At 70.3% G+C, this 15,022-nt stretch carries 15 protein-coding genes and 1 pseudogene; 15 read left to right on the plus strand and 1 reads right to left on the minus strand.

Translation table 11 applies throughout. The features are described 5' to 3' along the window. The first annotated feature begins 442 nt into the window (after positions 1–442). From arc to prcA, 6 genes and pseudogenes are all read left to right on the plus strand, one after another. Positions 443–2,209: a proteasome ATPase gene (arc, locus tag IE177_RS13895; protein WP_190015625.1), complete on the plus strand. Its 1,767-nt coding sequence runs from the start codon at positions 443–445 to the stop codon at positions 2,207–2,209. Between the two features lie 234 nt (positions 2,210–2,443). After that, positions 2,444–3,955 (plus strand): depupylase/deamidase Dop, encoded by a 1,512-nt coding sequence (gene dop, locus IE177_RS13900; protein ID WP_373305085.1) that lies wholly within the window; start codon positions 2,444–2,446, stop codon positions 3,953–3,955. Positions 3,956–4,127: 172 nt separating this feature from the next. Further along, complete coding sequence (locus tag IE177_RS13905; protein ID WP_190015626.1) at positions 4,128–4,346, plus strand: ubiquitin-like protein Pup; 219 nt, start codon at positions 4,128–4,130, stop codon at positions 4,344–4,346. A 113-nt stretch (positions 4,347–4,459) separates the two neighbouring features. After that, positions 4,460–4,648 (plus strand): annotated as a pseudogene (locus tag IE177_RS13910) (endonuclease domain-containing protein); the annotation flags it as partial. Further along, entirely contained in the window at positions 4,600–5,445 is an 846-nt protein-coding gene (prcB, locus tag IE177_RS13915; RefSeq protein WP_190015627.1) for a proteasome subunit beta, read from the plus strand. The pseudogene IE177_RS13910 and the gene prcB, both read left to right, overlap by 49 nt. 60 nt (positions 5,446–5,505) lie before the next feature. Beyond that, on the plus strand, positions 5,506–6,243 hold the full coding sequence (gene prcA, locus IE177_RS13920) for a proteasome subunit alpha (RefSeq protein ID WP_190015628.1): 738 nt from the start codon (positions 5,506–5,508) through the stop codon (positions 6,241–6,243). Positions 6,244–6,308: 65 nt separating this feature from the next. Here prcA and IE177_RS13925 read toward each other — a convergent pair whose 3' ends face one another. Beyond that, positions 6,309–7,325, minus strand: coding sequence for a LacI family DNA-binding transcriptional regulator (locus IE177_RS13925; RefSeq protein WP_190015629.1), 1,017 nt, complete (start codon positions 7,323–7,325; stop codon positions 6,309–6,311). 126 nt (positions 7,326–7,451) lie between these two features. On the opposite strand from IE177_RS13925, the gene IE177_RS13930 reads away from it, so the two are divergent. From IE177_RS13930 to tatA, 9 genes are all read left to right on the plus strand, one after another. Continuing rightward, positions 7,452–8,711, plus strand: coding sequence for an MFS transporter (locus IE177_RS13930; RefSeq protein ID WP_190015630.1), 1,260 nt, complete (start codon positions 7,452–7,454; stop codon positions 8,709–8,711). 9 nt (positions 8,712–8,720) lie between these two features. Further along, on the plus strand, positions 8,721–10,082 hold the full coding sequence (gene pafA / locus IE177_RS13935; protein ID WP_190015631.1) for a Pup--protein ligase: 1,362 nt from the start codon (positions 8,721–8,723) through the stop codon (positions 10,080–10,082). Between the two features lie 142 nt (positions 10,083–10,224). Beyond that, positions 10,225–11,244, plus strand: a complete 1,020-nt coding sequence (locus tag IE177_RS13940; RefSeq protein WP_190015632.1) for an FKBP-type peptidyl-prolyl cis-trans isomerase — start codon at positions 10,225–10,227, stop codon at positions 11,242–11,244. Positions 11,245–11,331: 87 nt separating this feature from the next. Beyond that, positions 11,332–11,703: an FKBP-type peptidyl-prolyl cis-trans isomerase gene (locus tag IE177_RS13945; RefSeq protein ID WP_190015633.1), complete on the plus strand. Its 372-nt coding sequence runs from the start codon at positions 11,332–11,334 to the stop codon at positions 11,701–11,703. A gap of 130 nt (positions 11,704–11,833) precedes the next feature. Next, on the plus strand, positions 11,834–12,811 hold the full coding sequence (locus tag IE177_RS13950) for a helix-turn-helix transcriptional regulator (RefSeq protein ID WP_190015634.1): 978 nt from the start codon (positions 11,834–11,836) through the stop codon (positions 12,809–12,811). Positions 12,812–12,825: 14 nt separating this feature from the next. Further along, on the plus strand, positions 12,826–13,857 hold the full coding sequence (locus IE177_RS13955; protein WP_190015635.1) for a helix-turn-helix transcriptional regulator: 1,032 nt from the start codon (positions 12,826–12,828) through the stop codon (positions 13,855–13,857). An 87-nt stretch (positions 13,858–13,944) separates the two neighbouring features. Beyond that, positions 13,945–14,205 carry a hypothetical protein gene (locus IE177_RS13960; protein WP_190015636.1) on the plus strand — a complete coding sequence of 87 codons (261 nt, stop codon included), beginning with the start codon at positions 13,945–13,947 and terminating at the stop codon, positions 14,203–14,205. Positions 14,206–14,247: 42 nt separating this feature from the next. Then, entirely contained in the window at positions 14,248–14,442 is a 195-nt protein-coding gene (locus IE177_RS13965; RefSeq protein ID WP_190015637.1) for a hypothetical protein, read from the plus strand. 248 nt (positions 14,443–14,690) lie between these two features. Continuing rightward, the gene (gene tatA / locus IE177_RS13970; RefSeq protein ID WP_190015638.1) at positions 14,691–14,975 is read left to right on the plus strand and encodes a Sec-independent protein translocase subunit TatA; all 285 of its coding nucleotides are present in this window, start codon (positions 14,691–14,693) and stop codon (positions 14,973–14,975) included. Positions 14,976–15,022: the final 47 nt, after the last annotated feature.

Consider the following 15,022-nt stretch of genomic DNA (forward strand, 5'->3'; position numbering starts at 1 on the left):
ACCCCGACCCTACCTCCGCCCCGGTTCCCGCCTTGTTCGGCCGGAAACGGGTTACCATCCCGCCCCCGCGGGTACGAGCGCTCGACCGGGGAAGGGAGCCCCGGCCACCGGGACGGCCACTTCCAGCCGCCCCGTCCGTGACGCCGACCGCCTGGACCGTCGCTCTGCGTGAGGAACGTGCGAGCGCACACACCCCTGCCCGTTAACCGGACGACCGCCCCGGAACAGACAACTCCGGCCACATACGAAGGGTCTTGACCGTCGCGGGCCTGGAACAAGCGGCTTCCGAATCACGTTCAGTGGGTATCCCCTCCGTGCGAGGGAGAGCGCACCGGGTGACCGACGACACACCTTGACAGTCTTGGTGATCTAGGGGTTTCAATCGACACCCACCCAGGTAGGGTCTGGAAGCGTCCAGCTCCCCTTGGAGGAGGTGAGGACCGTGGCAGCCCACGACGACGACATGAACCGCGGCATCCGCCCGGGACGAGGGTCCGACGACCCGGCCGGGCAGATCGCCTACCTTGAGCAGGAGATCGCCGTCCTGCGACGCAAGCTCGCCGACTCTCCGCGACACACGAGGATTCTCGAAGAGCGGATCGTCGAGCTGCAGACCAACCTGGCCGGCGTGTCCGCCCAGAACGAACGACTGGCCAGCACCCTCCGCGAGGCCCGCGACCAGATCGTGGCCCTCAAGGAGGAGGTCGACCGGCTCGCCCAGCCACCGGCCGGCTTCGGAGTCTTCCTGCAGGCCAACGAGGACGGCACCGCCGACATCTTCACCGGCGGCCGCAAGCTCCGGGTGAACGTCAGCCCCAGTGTCGACCTCGACGACCTGAGGCGCGGCCAGGAGGTCATGCTCAACGAAGCACTCAACGTGGTCGACGCCATGGAGTTCGAGCGCGTCGGCGACATCGTCACCCTCAAGGAGATCCTCGAGGACGGCGAGCGCGCCCTCGTGCTCGGGCACACCGACGAGGAGCGGGTGGTACGGCTCGCCGAGCCGCTGCTGGACGTCACCATCCGCGCCGGCGACGCCCTGCTGCTCGAACCCCGCTCCGGCTACGTCTACGAGGTCGTGCCCAAGAGCGAGGTCGAGGAACTCGTCCTCGAAGAGGTCCCCGACATCGGCTACGAGCAGATCGGCGGCCTCGGCAACCAGATCGAGGCCATCCGCGACGCCGTCGAGCTGCCGTACCTCTACCCCGACCTCTTCAAGGAGCACGAGCTGCGCCCGCCCAAGGGCGTCCTGCTCTACGGGCCGCCCGGCTGCGGCAAGACGCTCATCGCCAAGGCCGTCGCCAACTCGCTCGCCAAGAAGGTCGCCGAGGTCACCGGACAGGCCTCCGGCAAGAGCTTCTTCCTCAACATCAAGGGTCCCGAGCTGCTCAACAAGTACGTCGGCGAGACCGAGCGGCAGATCCGCCTCGTCTTCCAGCGTGCTCGTGAGAAGGCCTCCGAGGGCACCCCGGTGATCGTCTTCTTCGACGAGATGGAGTCCCTCTTCCGTACCCGCGGCTCCGGCGTCAGCTCGGACGTGGAGAACACCATCGTCCCCCAGCTGCTCGCCGAGATCGACGGCGTCGAGGGCCTGCAGAACGTGGTCGTGATCGGCGCCTCCAACCGCGAGGACATGATCGACCCCGCCATCCTGCGCCCCGGCCGGCTCGACGTGAAGATCAAGATCGAGCGCCCGGACGCGGAAGCGGCCAAGGACATCTTCGGCAAGTACCTCACCGAGCGCCTCCCGCTGCACTCGGACGACCTCGGCGAGCACGAGGGCGACCGGGCCACCACCGTCCAGAGCATGATCCAGACGGCGGTCGAGCAGATGTACGCCGAATCCGAGGAGAACCGCTTCCTGGAAGTCACCTACGCCAACGGCGACAAGGAAGTCCTCTATTTCAAGGACTTCAACTCCGGCGCGATGATCGAGAACATCGTCGGCCGCGCCAAGAAAATGGCGATCAAGGACTTCCTGGAAAAGAGCCAGAAGGGCCTCCGCGTCTCCCACCTGCTCCAGGCCTGCGTGGACGAGTTCAAGGAGAACGAGGACCTGCCCAACACCACCAACCCCGACGACTGGGCCCGGATCTCCGGAAAGAAGGGCGAACGGATCGTTTACATCCGTACCCTCATCACCGGAAAGCAGGGCGCGGACACCGGACGCTCCATCGACACGGTGGCGAACACCGGTCAGTACCTGTAAAAGCAGGGCGGCTGCGGGTGCCCTCGGCGGGTACCCGCAGCCGCCTGCGTTTTTCAGGCCACGACCGGAGCAGGCAATGACGCAAATGATCTCCCCACCAGCGCAAAGGCGTTCTAGGCTCGTTCCTACCGCCGAGTCGCGCAGTGCGGGGACGGGCACCGCACACGCACCGGAGCGCCAGCGGTACGCGAGCGGCGCCCACCACCGAGGGTGCCGCCGGGCAAGGAGGGCCGCATGACCGTACGGCGAGTAATGGGCATCGAGACGGAGTACGGGATCTCCGTCCCCGGCCACCCCAACGCCAATGCCATGCTCACCTCGTCCCAGATCGTCAACGCCTACGCGGCGGCGATGCACCGGGCCCGCCGGGCCCGCTGGGACTTCGAGGAGGAGAACCCGCTGCGCGACGCGCGAGGCTTCGACCTCGCCCGGGAGGCCGCCGACTCCAGCCAGCTCACCGACGAGGACATCGGCCTCGCCAACGTGATCCTCACCAACGGTGCGCGTCTCTACGTGGACCACGCCCACCCCGAATACAGCGCTCCCGAGGTGACCAATCCGCGCGACGCGGTCCTGTGGGACAAGGCCGGCGAACGCATCATGGCCGAGGCCGCCGAGCGGGCCGCGCAGCTCCCCGGCGCCCAGCCCATCCACCTCTACAAGAACAACACCGACAACAAGGGCGCCTCCTACGGCACGCACGAGAACTACCTGATGAAGCGGGAGACCCCCTTCTCGGACATCGTGCGCCACCTCACGCCCTTCTTCGTCTCCCGCCAGGTCTTCGCCGGCGCCGGCCGCGTCGGCATCGGCCAGGACGGCCACGAGCACGGTTTCCAGCTCAGCCAGCGGGCCGACTACTTCGAGGTCGAGGTCGGCCTGGAGACCACGCTGAAGCGGCCCATCATCAACACCCGCGACGAACCCCACGCCGACGCCGAGAAGTACCGCCGCCTGCACGTCATCATCGGCGACGCGAACCTCTCCGAGATTTCGACATACCTCAAACTGGGCACGACCGCCCTGGTCCTGTCCATGATCGAGGACGGCTTCATCGCGGTCGACCTGGCCGTCGACCAGCCCGTGCGCACCCTTCACCAGGTCTCCCACGACCCCGGCCTCAAGCGCCTGGTCACCCTCCGCAGCGGCCGCACGCTCACCGCGGTCCAGCTGCAGATGGAGTACTTCGAGCTGGCCCGCAAGTACGTCGAGGAGCGCTACGGCGCCGACGCCGACGACCAGACCAAGGACGTCCTCAGCCGCTGGGAGGACACCCTCACCCGGCTGGAGAACGACCCCATGAGCCTGGCCGGCGAACTCGACTGGGTCGCCAAGCGCGAGCTCATGGAGGGCTACCGCCGCCGTGACGGCCTCGACTGGGACGCTGCCAGGCTGCACCTCGTGGACCTCCAGTACGCCGACGTGCGCGCCGAGAAGGGCCTGTACAACCGCCTGGTGGCCCGTGGACGGATCAAACGGCTGCTGGACGAGTCCGAGGTCGACAGGGCCCGCACCAAGCCCCCGGAGGACACGCGCGCCTATTTCCGCGGCCGCTGCCTGGAGCAGTACGCGGACGACGTCGCCGCGGCCAGCTGGGACTCGGTCATCTTCGACCTCCCCGGCCGGGACTCGCTGCAGCGCGTGCCAACCCTGGAACCGCTACGCGGAACGCGAAATCACGTCAAGGAGCTGCTGGACCGCTGCCGTACCGCGGAAGACCTGGTCAGGGTCCTTTCGGGAAACTGAGCGCGATCAGCGGGTACCCGTACCGCCCCGGGCGGACAGGGTGGAAAACCCACCGTCCGGGAATCATCGAGATGGCCCCCGCACGTTGTGGAAACTGCGGGGTCGATGTCGGACCCGGCTTGTAGGGTCTGATCATCACCGATCGGCAGGCGAACTGAGCGGGGTGAGTGTTATGGCGACCAAGGACACCGGCGGCGGCCAGGCGAAGGCGACGCGTTCCACCGAGGAGGTCGAGGAGCAGGCGCAGGACGCGCAGGCCGCGGAGGACCTCAAGGAACGGCACGAGAAGCTCAGCGACGACGTGGACGACGTCCTCGACGAGATCGACGACGTACTCGAGGCCAACGCAGAGGACTTCGTTCGCTCATTCGTTCAGAAGGGTGGCCAGTAGCCTCCGCTCCACGGCTCCGGGGGCTGCGGCCGGCGGCCGGGGCGTACGCGAAGCGCTGCTCGCGGTGCGGGGAGTCCGAGCCGCGGGCAGCTTACGCAAGGGCTTGAACGGTCCCGGCCACAGATGTGGATCACCGCCCCAGGGCGGGTAGGGTCCGTGGCGTACTGTGCTTCAACTGCAATTCGGCCATCGGCAAGTTGGGAGACGATCCCGACGCCGTCCGCCGGGCCGCCGCCTACCTGGAAGGAAACTCGTGGAAGCCAATACTCGTGGCACCGGGCGTCTACCAGCTGCCTTCCTGACGCCAGGATCCTCCTCCTTCATGGACTTCCTGTCGGAGCACCAGCCCGAGCTGCTGCCCGGCAAGCGGCAGCTGCCGCCCACGCAGGGCGTGATCGAGGCGCCGCACGGCACGACGATCGTGGCCGTCACCTTCCCCGGCGGCGTGGTGCTCGCCGGTGACCGCCGGGCGACCATGGGCAACGTCATCGCCCAGCGGGACATCGAGAAGGTGTTCCCGGCGGACGAGTACTCCGCGGTGGGCATCGCCGGTACGGCCGGTCTGGCCGTGGAGATGGTCAAGCTCTTCCAGCTGGAGCTGGAGCACTTCGAGAAGGTCGAGGGCGCCCAGCTGTCGCTGGAGGGCAAGGCGAACCGGCTGTCGACGATGATCCGGTCCAACCTCGGCATGGCCATGCAGGGGCTTGCCGTGGTGCCGCTCTTCGCCGGTTACGACCTGGACCGCGAGAAGGGGCGCATCTTCTCCTACGACGTCACGGGCGGCCGCTCCGAGGAGCAGAACTTCGCGGCGACGGGCTCCGGCTCGATCTTCGCGCGGGGCGCCATGAAGAAGCTGTTCCGTGGCGATCTCACCGAGGAGCAGGCCACCACGCTGGTGGTCCAGGCTCTCTACGACGCGGCCGACGACGACTCGGCGACCGGTGGTCCCGATGTCGCCCGCCGGATCTACCCGATCATCACCGTGATCACCGAGGACGGATTCCGCCGGCTGACGGAGGACGAGGCGTCCGAGCTGTCCCGGTCGGTGCTCCAGCGGCGGCTGGAGGAGCCGGACGGCCCGAAGGCCGCGCTGCTCTGAGCGCGGTCCGGTTGTTTCCAAGGTGATCCAGTGACCATGACAGAAAGGGACGGATAACCGGTGTCGACGCCGTTCTATGTCTCACCTCAGCAGGCCATGGCCGACCGGGCGGAGTACGCCCGCAAGGGCATCGCCCGGGGCCGCAGCCTGGTCGTCCTGCAGTACGCCGACGGCATCGTGTTCGTCGGCGAGAACCCGTCCCGCGCGCTGCACAAGTTCAGCGAGATCTACGACCGGATCGGCTTCGCGGCCGCCGGCAAGTACAACGAGTACGAGAACCTGCGGATCGGCGGTGTGCGCTACGCCGACCTGCGCGGCTACACCTACGACCGTGACGACGTGACCGCCCGCGGTCTGGCGAACGTGTACGCGCAGACGCTGGGCACCATCTTCTCATCGGCGGCCGAGAAGCCGTACGAGGTGGAGCTGGTGGTGGCCGAGGTGGGGGTGACCCCGGAGGGTGACCAGATCTACCGGCTGCCGCACGACGGTTCCATCGTGGACGAGCACGGCTCGGTCGCGGTGGGCGGCAACGCCGAGCAGATCAGCGGGTTCCTGGACCAGCGCCACCGCGACGGCATGACCCTGGCGGAGGCGCTCGGGCTGGCCGTGCAGGCGCTGTCCCGTGACACCAACGGCAGCGAGCGGACGATTCCCGCCGAGCGCCTGGAGGTGGCGGTGCTGGACCGTACGCGGCCGCAGAAGCGCAAGTTCAAGCGGATCGTCGGCCGTCAGCTGGGCCGTCTGCTGGAGGCGGACGGTGCGGCCTCGGAGGCGGAGACGTCCGAGGAGGAGTAGGGGCGGGCCCCTGGTCCCCCCCCCCGTGTGCCCCGGCCGGTGTCCCCGGCCGGGGCACACGGCGTTCAGGCCGTCGGCGGCGGCGCCGTGGAGCCCCGCACGACCAGTTCGACGGGGATGTCCGCGCGGTCCGGCTCACGCCCGTCCAGGACGGCGAGGAGGGCGTGCATGCCGCGTTCCCCGAAGCGTTCGGCGTCGAGTCGTACGGTCGTCAGTTCCGGGTCGATGGCGGTGGCGAGGGCGAGGTCGTCGAGGCCCGTGACGGAGACGTCGTCGGGGACGCGCAGGCCGAGGCGGCGCAGGGCCTTGTAGGCGCCGGCGGCGAGCTTGTCGTCGTCGCAGACGACGGCGGTCGGGCGGGGGCCCGGCGCGGTGAGGGCGGCCTCGGTGGCGGTGCGGGCCCCCTCGATGGAGATGGGCGCCCGGGCGGTGCGGATCCGGGTGCCGGGCTCGGCGGTGACCCGGGCTCTCAGTTCCCGTGCGCGCATCTCGAAGGTCCAGGAGGGGACGTCGGCGGCGAGGTGCAGGAAGTGGCGGTGGCCGAGGCCGAGGAGGTGCCCGGTGACCTGGCGGACGCCGTCGGCGATGTCGAGGTTGACGGTGGCGGCGCCGAGGCTGCCCTCGGGGTCGCTGTCGAGCATGACCAGGGGGAGCTGGTCGCCGCGGATGGCGGTGAGGGCGCCGGCGGCCATGGAGGAGGCGATGACGCCGTCGAGGGCGGCCTGCGCGGAGGCGAAGGGGTCGCGGGCCGGGCCGATCCCCTCGGGGGAGGGGTAGAGGACGACGCCGAAGCCGTGTTCGGCGGCCACGCGGGCGGCGCCCGTGTAGACGCCGGCGAAGAACTCGGTGGTCAGGGCGGGTACGACCAGGAGGACGGTGCGGGTGCGGCCCAGGCGGAGGTTGCGGGCGGCAAGGTTGGGCCGGTAGCCGAGGTCCCGGGCGGCCCCGCGGACCCGCTCGGCGGTGGCCTCGGACACCCGGCCGCGCCATTTCCCGCCGAGCACGAGCGAGACGGCGGCCTGGGAGACGCCGGCCGCCTGGGCGACGTCACGGCTGGTCGGGCGCGTGCTGCTGCGTGCCACCGGGGGCGCGCTCCTCTACGGTCGTCTGGACGTGCGAACAGCGCACATGGTACGTATGGAAGAGCAAGTTATACGTAACACGTCGGGCTGCCGTGACGGATCGGCCGGGCCACTGGAAGGCAGGACATGGCGACGGGATACCTGGAGATCCTGCGGGCGCCGCACGCGCTCAGGCTCCTCACCGGCACGCTGGTGGGCCGGCTGCCCAACGCCACCGCCGCGATCGCCCTCGTGCTGTTCGTGCGCGCCGAAGGCGGGAGCTACAGCCTCGCGGGCGTGCTGGCGGCCGTGTACGGCGTCGCCAACGCCGTCGGCCAGCCGGTGCTGGGCCGCCTCGTGGACCTGTACGGCCAGCCGCGCGTCCAGCTGCCCGCCGCGGTCCTGGCGGCGCTCGCCATGGCGGTCTTCGCCGTCCGCGGCACCGACCCGCTGCCGGCGGCCTACGCGGCCGTCGCGGTGTCCGGTCTCTTCGCCCCGCCGCTGGAGGGCGGTCTGCGGGCCCTGTGGCCGTCCGTGCTGCGCCGCGAGGAGCAGGTGCACACGGCGTACGCGCTGGACGCGGTCGCGCAGGAGATCATGTTCACGGCCGGCCCGCTGCTGGTGACCCTGTGTGTGTCGCTGTGGGACGAGCGCGCCGCCCTGCTCGCGCTGAACCTGCTGGGCGTGCTGGGCGCGCTGTCCGTGGTGGTCTCGCCGCCCTCGCGCGCCTGGCGCTCGGCCCCGCGCGAGGCGCACTGGCTCGGCGCCCTGCGCTCGACGGGGCTGCTGGCGCTGCTGGCCGCGTTCCTGTTCGTCGGCATCGCGCTCGGTTCCATCACGGTCGCCTCCGTCTCGTACGCGGACGGTCACGGCGGGGACGCGGTCTACGGCTGGCTGATGGCCGGGCTCGGGCTCGGCGCGCTGGCCGGCGGCACGGTCTACGGGGCGCGCGTGTGGGCGGGAGCGCCCGAGCGGCGACTGCGCGTGCTGGTGGCGCTTCTGGCGGCGTGTTACCTGCCGCTGATGCTGGTGCCGGGCGTGGTGGCCATGGTGCTGCTCAGCGTGGTGTCCGGGGTGTTCCTGGCACCCTGCATCGCCTGCGCGTTCATCATCGTGGACCGGCACGCGCCGGCCGGGACGGTCACCGAGGCGTTCTCCTGGCTCGTGACGACGTTCACCGTGGGCGCCTCGGCCGGAACGGGCCTGGCGGGGCCGGTCGTGCAGGCCGGCGGGACGCTGTGGGGGTTCGCGCTGCCGGGTGCGGCGGGGGCGGTGTCGTTGCTGGTCCTGCTGGGTACGGGGCGGGTCCTGTCAGCCACCGCGCGGGGCGCGGTGGTTGCGGCTTCATCGGAAAATGATCCAAATCGTGCTGCCGAACCCCGTTTCAGCTCGGGTGATCGGGCGTAATGTTCCCTCATGGACCGCCGCATTTTCGGGCTGGAGAACGAGTACGGCGTCACGTGCACGTTCAGGGGACAGCGCCGCCTGTCTCCTGACGAGGTGGCGCGGTACCTCTTCCGCCGTGTCGTGTCATGGGGCCGCAGCAGCAATGTCTTTCTGCGAAACGGCGCCCGGCTCTATCTCGACGTGGGCTCACATCCGGAATACGCGACACCCGAATGTGACAACGTGACCGAGCTGGTCACCCACGACAAAGCCGGCGAGCGCATTCTCGAAGGACTCCTGGTGGACGCGGAACGACGCCTGCACGAGGAGGGAATCGCGGGCGACGTCTACCTCTTCAAGAACAACACCGACTCGGCGGGCAACTCCTACGGCTGCCACGAGAACTATCTGGTGGCGCGGCACGGGGAGTTCTCCCGGCTCGCGGACATCCTCATCCCCTTCCTGGTGACGAGGCAGTTGCTGTGCGGCGCGGGCAAGGTGCTGCAGACGCCGCGCGGCGCGGTGTACTGCGTCAGCCAGCGCGCGGAGCACATCTGGGAGGGGGTCTCCTCGGCGACGACCCGTTCCCGGCCGATCATCAACACACGCGACGAGCCGCACGCGGACGCCGAGCGCTACCGCCGGCTGCACGTCATCGTCGGTGACTCGAACATGTCCGAGACGACGATGCTGCTGAAGGTCGGCGCCACCGACCTGGTGCTGCGCATGATCGAGGCGGGCACCGTGATGCGGGACCTCACGCTGGAGAACCCGATCCGGGCGATCCGCGAGGTCAGCCACGACATCACCGGCCGGCGCAAGGTGCGGCTGGCCAGCGGCCGGGAGGCCTCGGCGCTGGAGGTGCAGCGCGAGTACTTCGACAAGGCCGTGGACTTCTGCGACCGCCGCGGCATCCGTACCGGCACGGTGGCGCAGGTCCTGGAGCTGTGGGGCCGGACGCTCGACGCGATCGAGGCCGAGGAGCTGGACCGGATCGCCACCGAGATCGACTGGGTCATGAAGTACAAGCTCATCGAGCGGTACCGGGCCAAGCACAACATGACGATGTCGCACCCGCGGGTCGCCCAGATAGACCTCGCCTACCACGACATCCACCGCCGTCGTGGCCTGTACTACCTGCTGGAGAAGAAGGGGCAGGCCACCCGGATCTGCAACGACCTGAAGATCTTCGAGGGCAAGTCGGTCCCGCCGCAGACCACTCGGGCCCGGCTGCGCGGCGACTTCATCCGGCGGGCGCAGGAGCAGCGCAGGGACTTCACGGTCGACTGGGTGCACCTGAAGCTCAACGACCAGGCGCAGCGCACCGTGTTGTGCAAGGACCCGTTCCGTTCGGTGGACGACCGGGTGGAGAAGCTGATCGCCGGAATGTAGCGGAAACCGGGTGAGCCGTGCGTCACGGCACGCGGTCGCCGGAACGCAACGCGGGCGCCGTACGTTCCTCGTACGGCGCCCGTCTCACGTCGTAGAGTTGCGCGCACGCCATCCGCAAGATCGACCGATTACGAGGCCTTCCGTGCGCCGACGCTCGCTCCTCCTCGCCGCTCTTCCCGCAGGACTCGTCACGCTCGCCGGATGCGGTGACGACAAGTCCGACTCGGGCAAGGCCAGTGGCTCGCCGTCGCCCTCGGCGTCGAGCGTGCCTCCGCCGAAGATCGTGGACGGGCCGCTGCCGACGGTCACGGACGGCACGAAGTTCGGCGAGAAGCCGAAGGTCGCCAAGGGCACGGGGGAGCCGTCGAAGAACCTCGCGGTGAAGACGCTGATCGCGGGCAGCGGGCGCACGGTCGCGGAGAACGAGTTCATCCAGGCGCACTACCTGGGCCAGATCTGGGACACCGGCCATGTCTTCGACAACTCCTACGACCGCAAGCGCCCGCTGCTCCTGCAGCTCGCCCAGGGCACGATCATCGACGGCTGGCGGTACGCGCTGACCGGGAAGAAGACCGGCAGCCGCATCGAGATCGCCGTGCCGCCGAAGTGGGGCTACGGCGAGTCGGGCGAGCCGCGGGCCGGCATCAAGGGCACCGACACCCTGGTGTTCGTCATCGATCTGATCGACTCGTTCAACTCCAAGAGCTCCGCCAAGGGCAAGCCGGTGGCGCAGAAGGTCGCGCAGGGCGAGCACGCCCTGCCGACGGTGGACACCAACACCGACGGCAAGCTGCCCAAGGTCACCGTCGACAAGAAGGCGGCGCCGCCCCGGAAGCTCACGTCGGTCTACGTCCTGGAGGGCGACGGCGAGGAGGTCAAGGCCGACCAGACGCTGCTGTGCCAGTTCCAGTGCGTGGTCTGGGAGAGCGGCAAGACCTACCGGCAGACGTACGGCTCCGGGCGGCTGAGCGAGATCGCGCTCCAGCAGATGCAGCAGACGGTCAAGGGCCTGGCACAGGGTCTGACCGGCAAGAAGGTCGGCAGCCGGGTGCTGGTCGTCGTGCCCCCGGAGCTGGGCTACGGCGACAACCCGCCGAGCGGCGGGGTCGTCAAGAAGGACTCCACGCTGGTGTTCACCGTGGACATCCTCGCCGCGATGTGACGCGCGGCGCGCCCGTGGCGGGCGGGGGAGCGGTGGGGATGAAAGACTGTCCGCGTTTCGTGTCGTACACAAGCAGGAGCTTTTGACGTGAGCATCGAGAAGCCCGAGATCGACTTCCCGGGCGGCGAGCCCCCGGCGGACCTGGAGATCAAGGACATCTGGGAGGGCGACGGCCCGGTCGCGCAGGCGGGCCAGACCGTCACCGTCCACTACGTGGGCGTCGCGTTCAGCACCGGTGAGGAGTTCGACGCCAGCTGGAACCGGGGCACCCCGTTCCGCTTCCCGCTGGGCGCGGGCCGTGTCATCCAGGGCTGGGACCTGGGCGTGCAGGGCATGAAGGTGGGCGGCCGCCGTCAGCTGACCATCCCGGCGCACCTCGCCTACGGCGACCAGAGCCCGACCCCGGCGATCAAGCCCGGTGAGACCCTCATCTTCGTGGTCGACCTCCTCGGGGTCTGATCGTCGCACGACCGGTCTCGACCACCTGGGGCCCATGCCTGTCCGGGCATGGGCCCTCGGCTTTTGCCTCGCCACCGCGGGGCGGTACGGTCATCGGTCGTAAGCACCATAGGGGAGGCGAAGGGCGTCGATGGCCATTGCCAAGGCCGAACGGCTGATGAACCTCGCGCTGTGCCTGCTGGGGACCCGGCGGCCGCTCAGCAAGCGTGAGCTGCGCGATTCCATCGAGGCCTACGTCGAGGCCGCCAGGCCGGAGAAGGGCACGGCGGGCAGCGACGACTCGTTCAACCGCATGTTCGAGCGGGACAAGGACGACCTGCGCGAGCTGGGGCTGGTCATCGAGACCGTCGAGAACCTCGACGGCGAGGTCGGGTACCTCGCGCGCCGGGACAGCAACCGTCTGCCGCCCATCACGCTGGACGCCGAGGAGGCCGCCGCCCTGGGCCTGGCGGCCAAGGTCTGGCAGCAGGCCCGGCTGGCCGGCGCCGCCAGCGGCGCCCTGCAGAAGCTGCGCGCCGCCGGTCTGCCCGAGGACGTCGACCCGTACGAGGCGCACGGCGCCCTGGAGCCGCGCATCCCCGTGCACGAGGCCGCCTTCGAGCCGCTGATGCTGGCCTGCCGCGACCGCCGTCCGGTCGTCTTCGACTACCGCAAGGCCTCCGCCGCCCACCCCGAGCCCCGGCACGTCGAGCCGTGGGCGCTGGAGTGCTGGCGAGGCCACTGGTACCTGGCCGGTTTCGACCGCGACCGGGGCGCCGAGCGCGTCTTCCGGCTCTCGCGGATCACCGGCAGGGTCCGCTCCCGCGGCACGGCGTTCAGCGCGCCCGTGCCGGACGTCGTCACCGTGCGCGAGACCGTGGCGAGCTGGGCCGGCGAGATCGCCGACCGCTCGGCCCTGATCCGGCTGCGCGCCGGCGCCGGGTACCCCCTTCGGGCGAAGGCCACCGGGGTCCGGGAACTCGGCGACGGCTGGGACGAGTTGGAGATTCCGTACGGGCACGGCCTGGACGCCTGGCTGGTGGAGTTCGGGCCGGACGTGGTCGTGCTGGAGCCGGCCGAGCTGCGGGCCGACGTGGTGGACCGGCTGCGGGCCGTGGCCAAGGGCTGAGGGGGAGCAGAACAGTGGCAGGCAAACCGGCCAGGCCCGTGAACGCCATCGACCAGACACGGCGGATGCTGTCCCTGGTGACCTATCTCAGGGAGCGCCCCGGCGCCCGGATCGCGGACGTCGCGCGCGCCTTCGGCATCACCGAGGACGAGCTGGTCGCCGACCTCGATCTGCTGCCCATGTGCGGCACCAGCTTCCGCGGCGGCGACCTGCTGGACATCGACACCGACGGCGAGCGCATCTGGTGGCACAACCCGGCCGCGCTCGGCGAGGACGCGGCCGAACCGCTGCGGCTGGCGGCCGACGAGGCCACCGCCCTGCTGGTGGCCGCCCGCGCGGTGGCCACCCTCCCGGGCCTGCGGGAGGGGGACCGCCAGGCCCTGCTGCGGGCCACCGCCAAGGTGGAGACCGCGGCCGGTGAGGCCGCCGGCGCCAGTTCCCGCCTGTCGGTGACCTTCGAGTCCGAGGGCGGGGTCTTCGCCGACGTCGACCGGGCCATCTCCGAGCGCCGCCGGCTGTGGATCCGCTACTACTCCCCGGCCCGCGACGAGGTCACCGAGCGCGAGATCGACCCCATCCGCCTGGTCAGCGTCGGTCACACCTACGTCGAGGCCTGGTGCCGCCGCTCCGAGGCCCGGCGCACCTTCCGGCTCGACCGGGTCGCCGAGATCCGGATCCTCGACGAGCCGTCGGCGCCGCCAGAGATCGAGCCGCGCGACCTCTCCGAGCACCTGGTGCAGCCGGCCGCCGAGGACCCGGAGGTCGTCGTCGAGGTCGGCCCCGGCGGCCGCTGGGTCGCCGAGTACTACCCGCACGACAGCGCCGATGAGCTTCCCGACGGCGGTCTGCGTATCTCTCTGCGCACGCCCGATCCGGCCTCGCTGCGCCGGCTGGCGCTGCGGCTCGGCCGCGACGGCCGGATCGTCTCCCCGCCCGAGCTGGCCGACAGCGCCCGCCGCGCCGCCCGCGAGGCGCTGGCGGCCTACGACGCCGCGCCGCAGGCGGCGCCGGCCGCCGGTGCGGGGCGGGCCGAGAGCCAGGGGTGAGCGGCGGCCGCGGCGCGCCGGGGGCGAACGACCTTGAGCGAGGGGAGCGAGGGCTTGAACGAGTCAGCGGTGTCCGGTGGGAGTGATATGACGGTGGCGGCCGCCTTCGCCGGGATGCGCAGGGCGATGCCGGTGGTGTTCCGGGCGGGCTGCCCGGACTGCCGGGGCCGCTTCGAACTCGGCGCGAACGCCCTGCGCCTGGCGATAGGCGCCTCCAGCCGGACCACGTTCTACTCCTTCACCTGCCCCGAATGCGGCGTCTCCGTCCGCAAGCCGGCCGGTGAGCGCATCGTCGAACTGCTCACCGGAGGCGGGGTGCGGACCCTGCGTCTGCACTCCACCGTGTAGGCGGCTGCGTTCCGCGCCGCGGGACGGTCTAGGCTCGGCGTCATGTTCTGGCCGATGTTCGCGGTAGCCGTGGGATTCGTGGGTCTCGCTGTCCTGGGGGTGCTCGCCGTCCGGGTGTTCGTGGAGGCGCGGCGGCTCGGGGCGCAGGTGGCGGACTCCGCGCGCCGTATCAACCGGGCGGCCGAGGACCTGGAGCGGGCCGCCGTGAGCGCGGCCGGCGCCGCCGAGTCCTTGTGAGCGGTGGCGGACGGTACCCGTGAGGTCCGTGGCACAAGCGCTTTGCGTCACTTCGCCCTGTCACCCCGGCCGTGCGGCCAGGTACGCTGCTGGTCGCGGCCCGGCGACGAGGCGCGGTCCGCAGAGCGGGAGTACGTCAGGGGATTGTCTCGCGTTCATCCCCAGGCGTTACGATCGCAGCCAGCATGACGTCCGGACAAGTGTCCGACCTGTCGGACATGCCCGCCTCGATGAGAAGGTGAAGATTTATGTTCCGCAACGGACTTGAGCCGTGGCACCTGGTCATCCTCATTCTGGTGATCGTCGTCGTGTTCGGCTCCAAGAAGCTTCCGGACATGGCGCGCTCGCTCGGCAAGTCCGCGCGCATCCTGAAGAGCGAGGCCAAGGCGATGAAGGACGACGGCAAGCAGTCCGCCGCCCCCGCCCCGTCCGCCGAGGAGCCCGCTCCCGCCCAGCGCACGATCCAGGCCGCCCCCGGTGACGTGACCAGCTCCCGCCCGGTCAACGAGCCGACGGACACCACCCAGCGCTGACGCGAGGGCCGGGGCATCCGGCCCGCTGCACGAGATGAGGATGTGGG

Origin of the sequence: Streptomyces lucensis JCM 4490 (assembly GCF_014650035.1) — a bacterium.
GTDB classification, from domain to species: Bacteria; Actinomycetota; Actinomycetes; order Streptomycetales; family Streptomycetaceae; genus Streptomyces; species Streptomyces lucensis.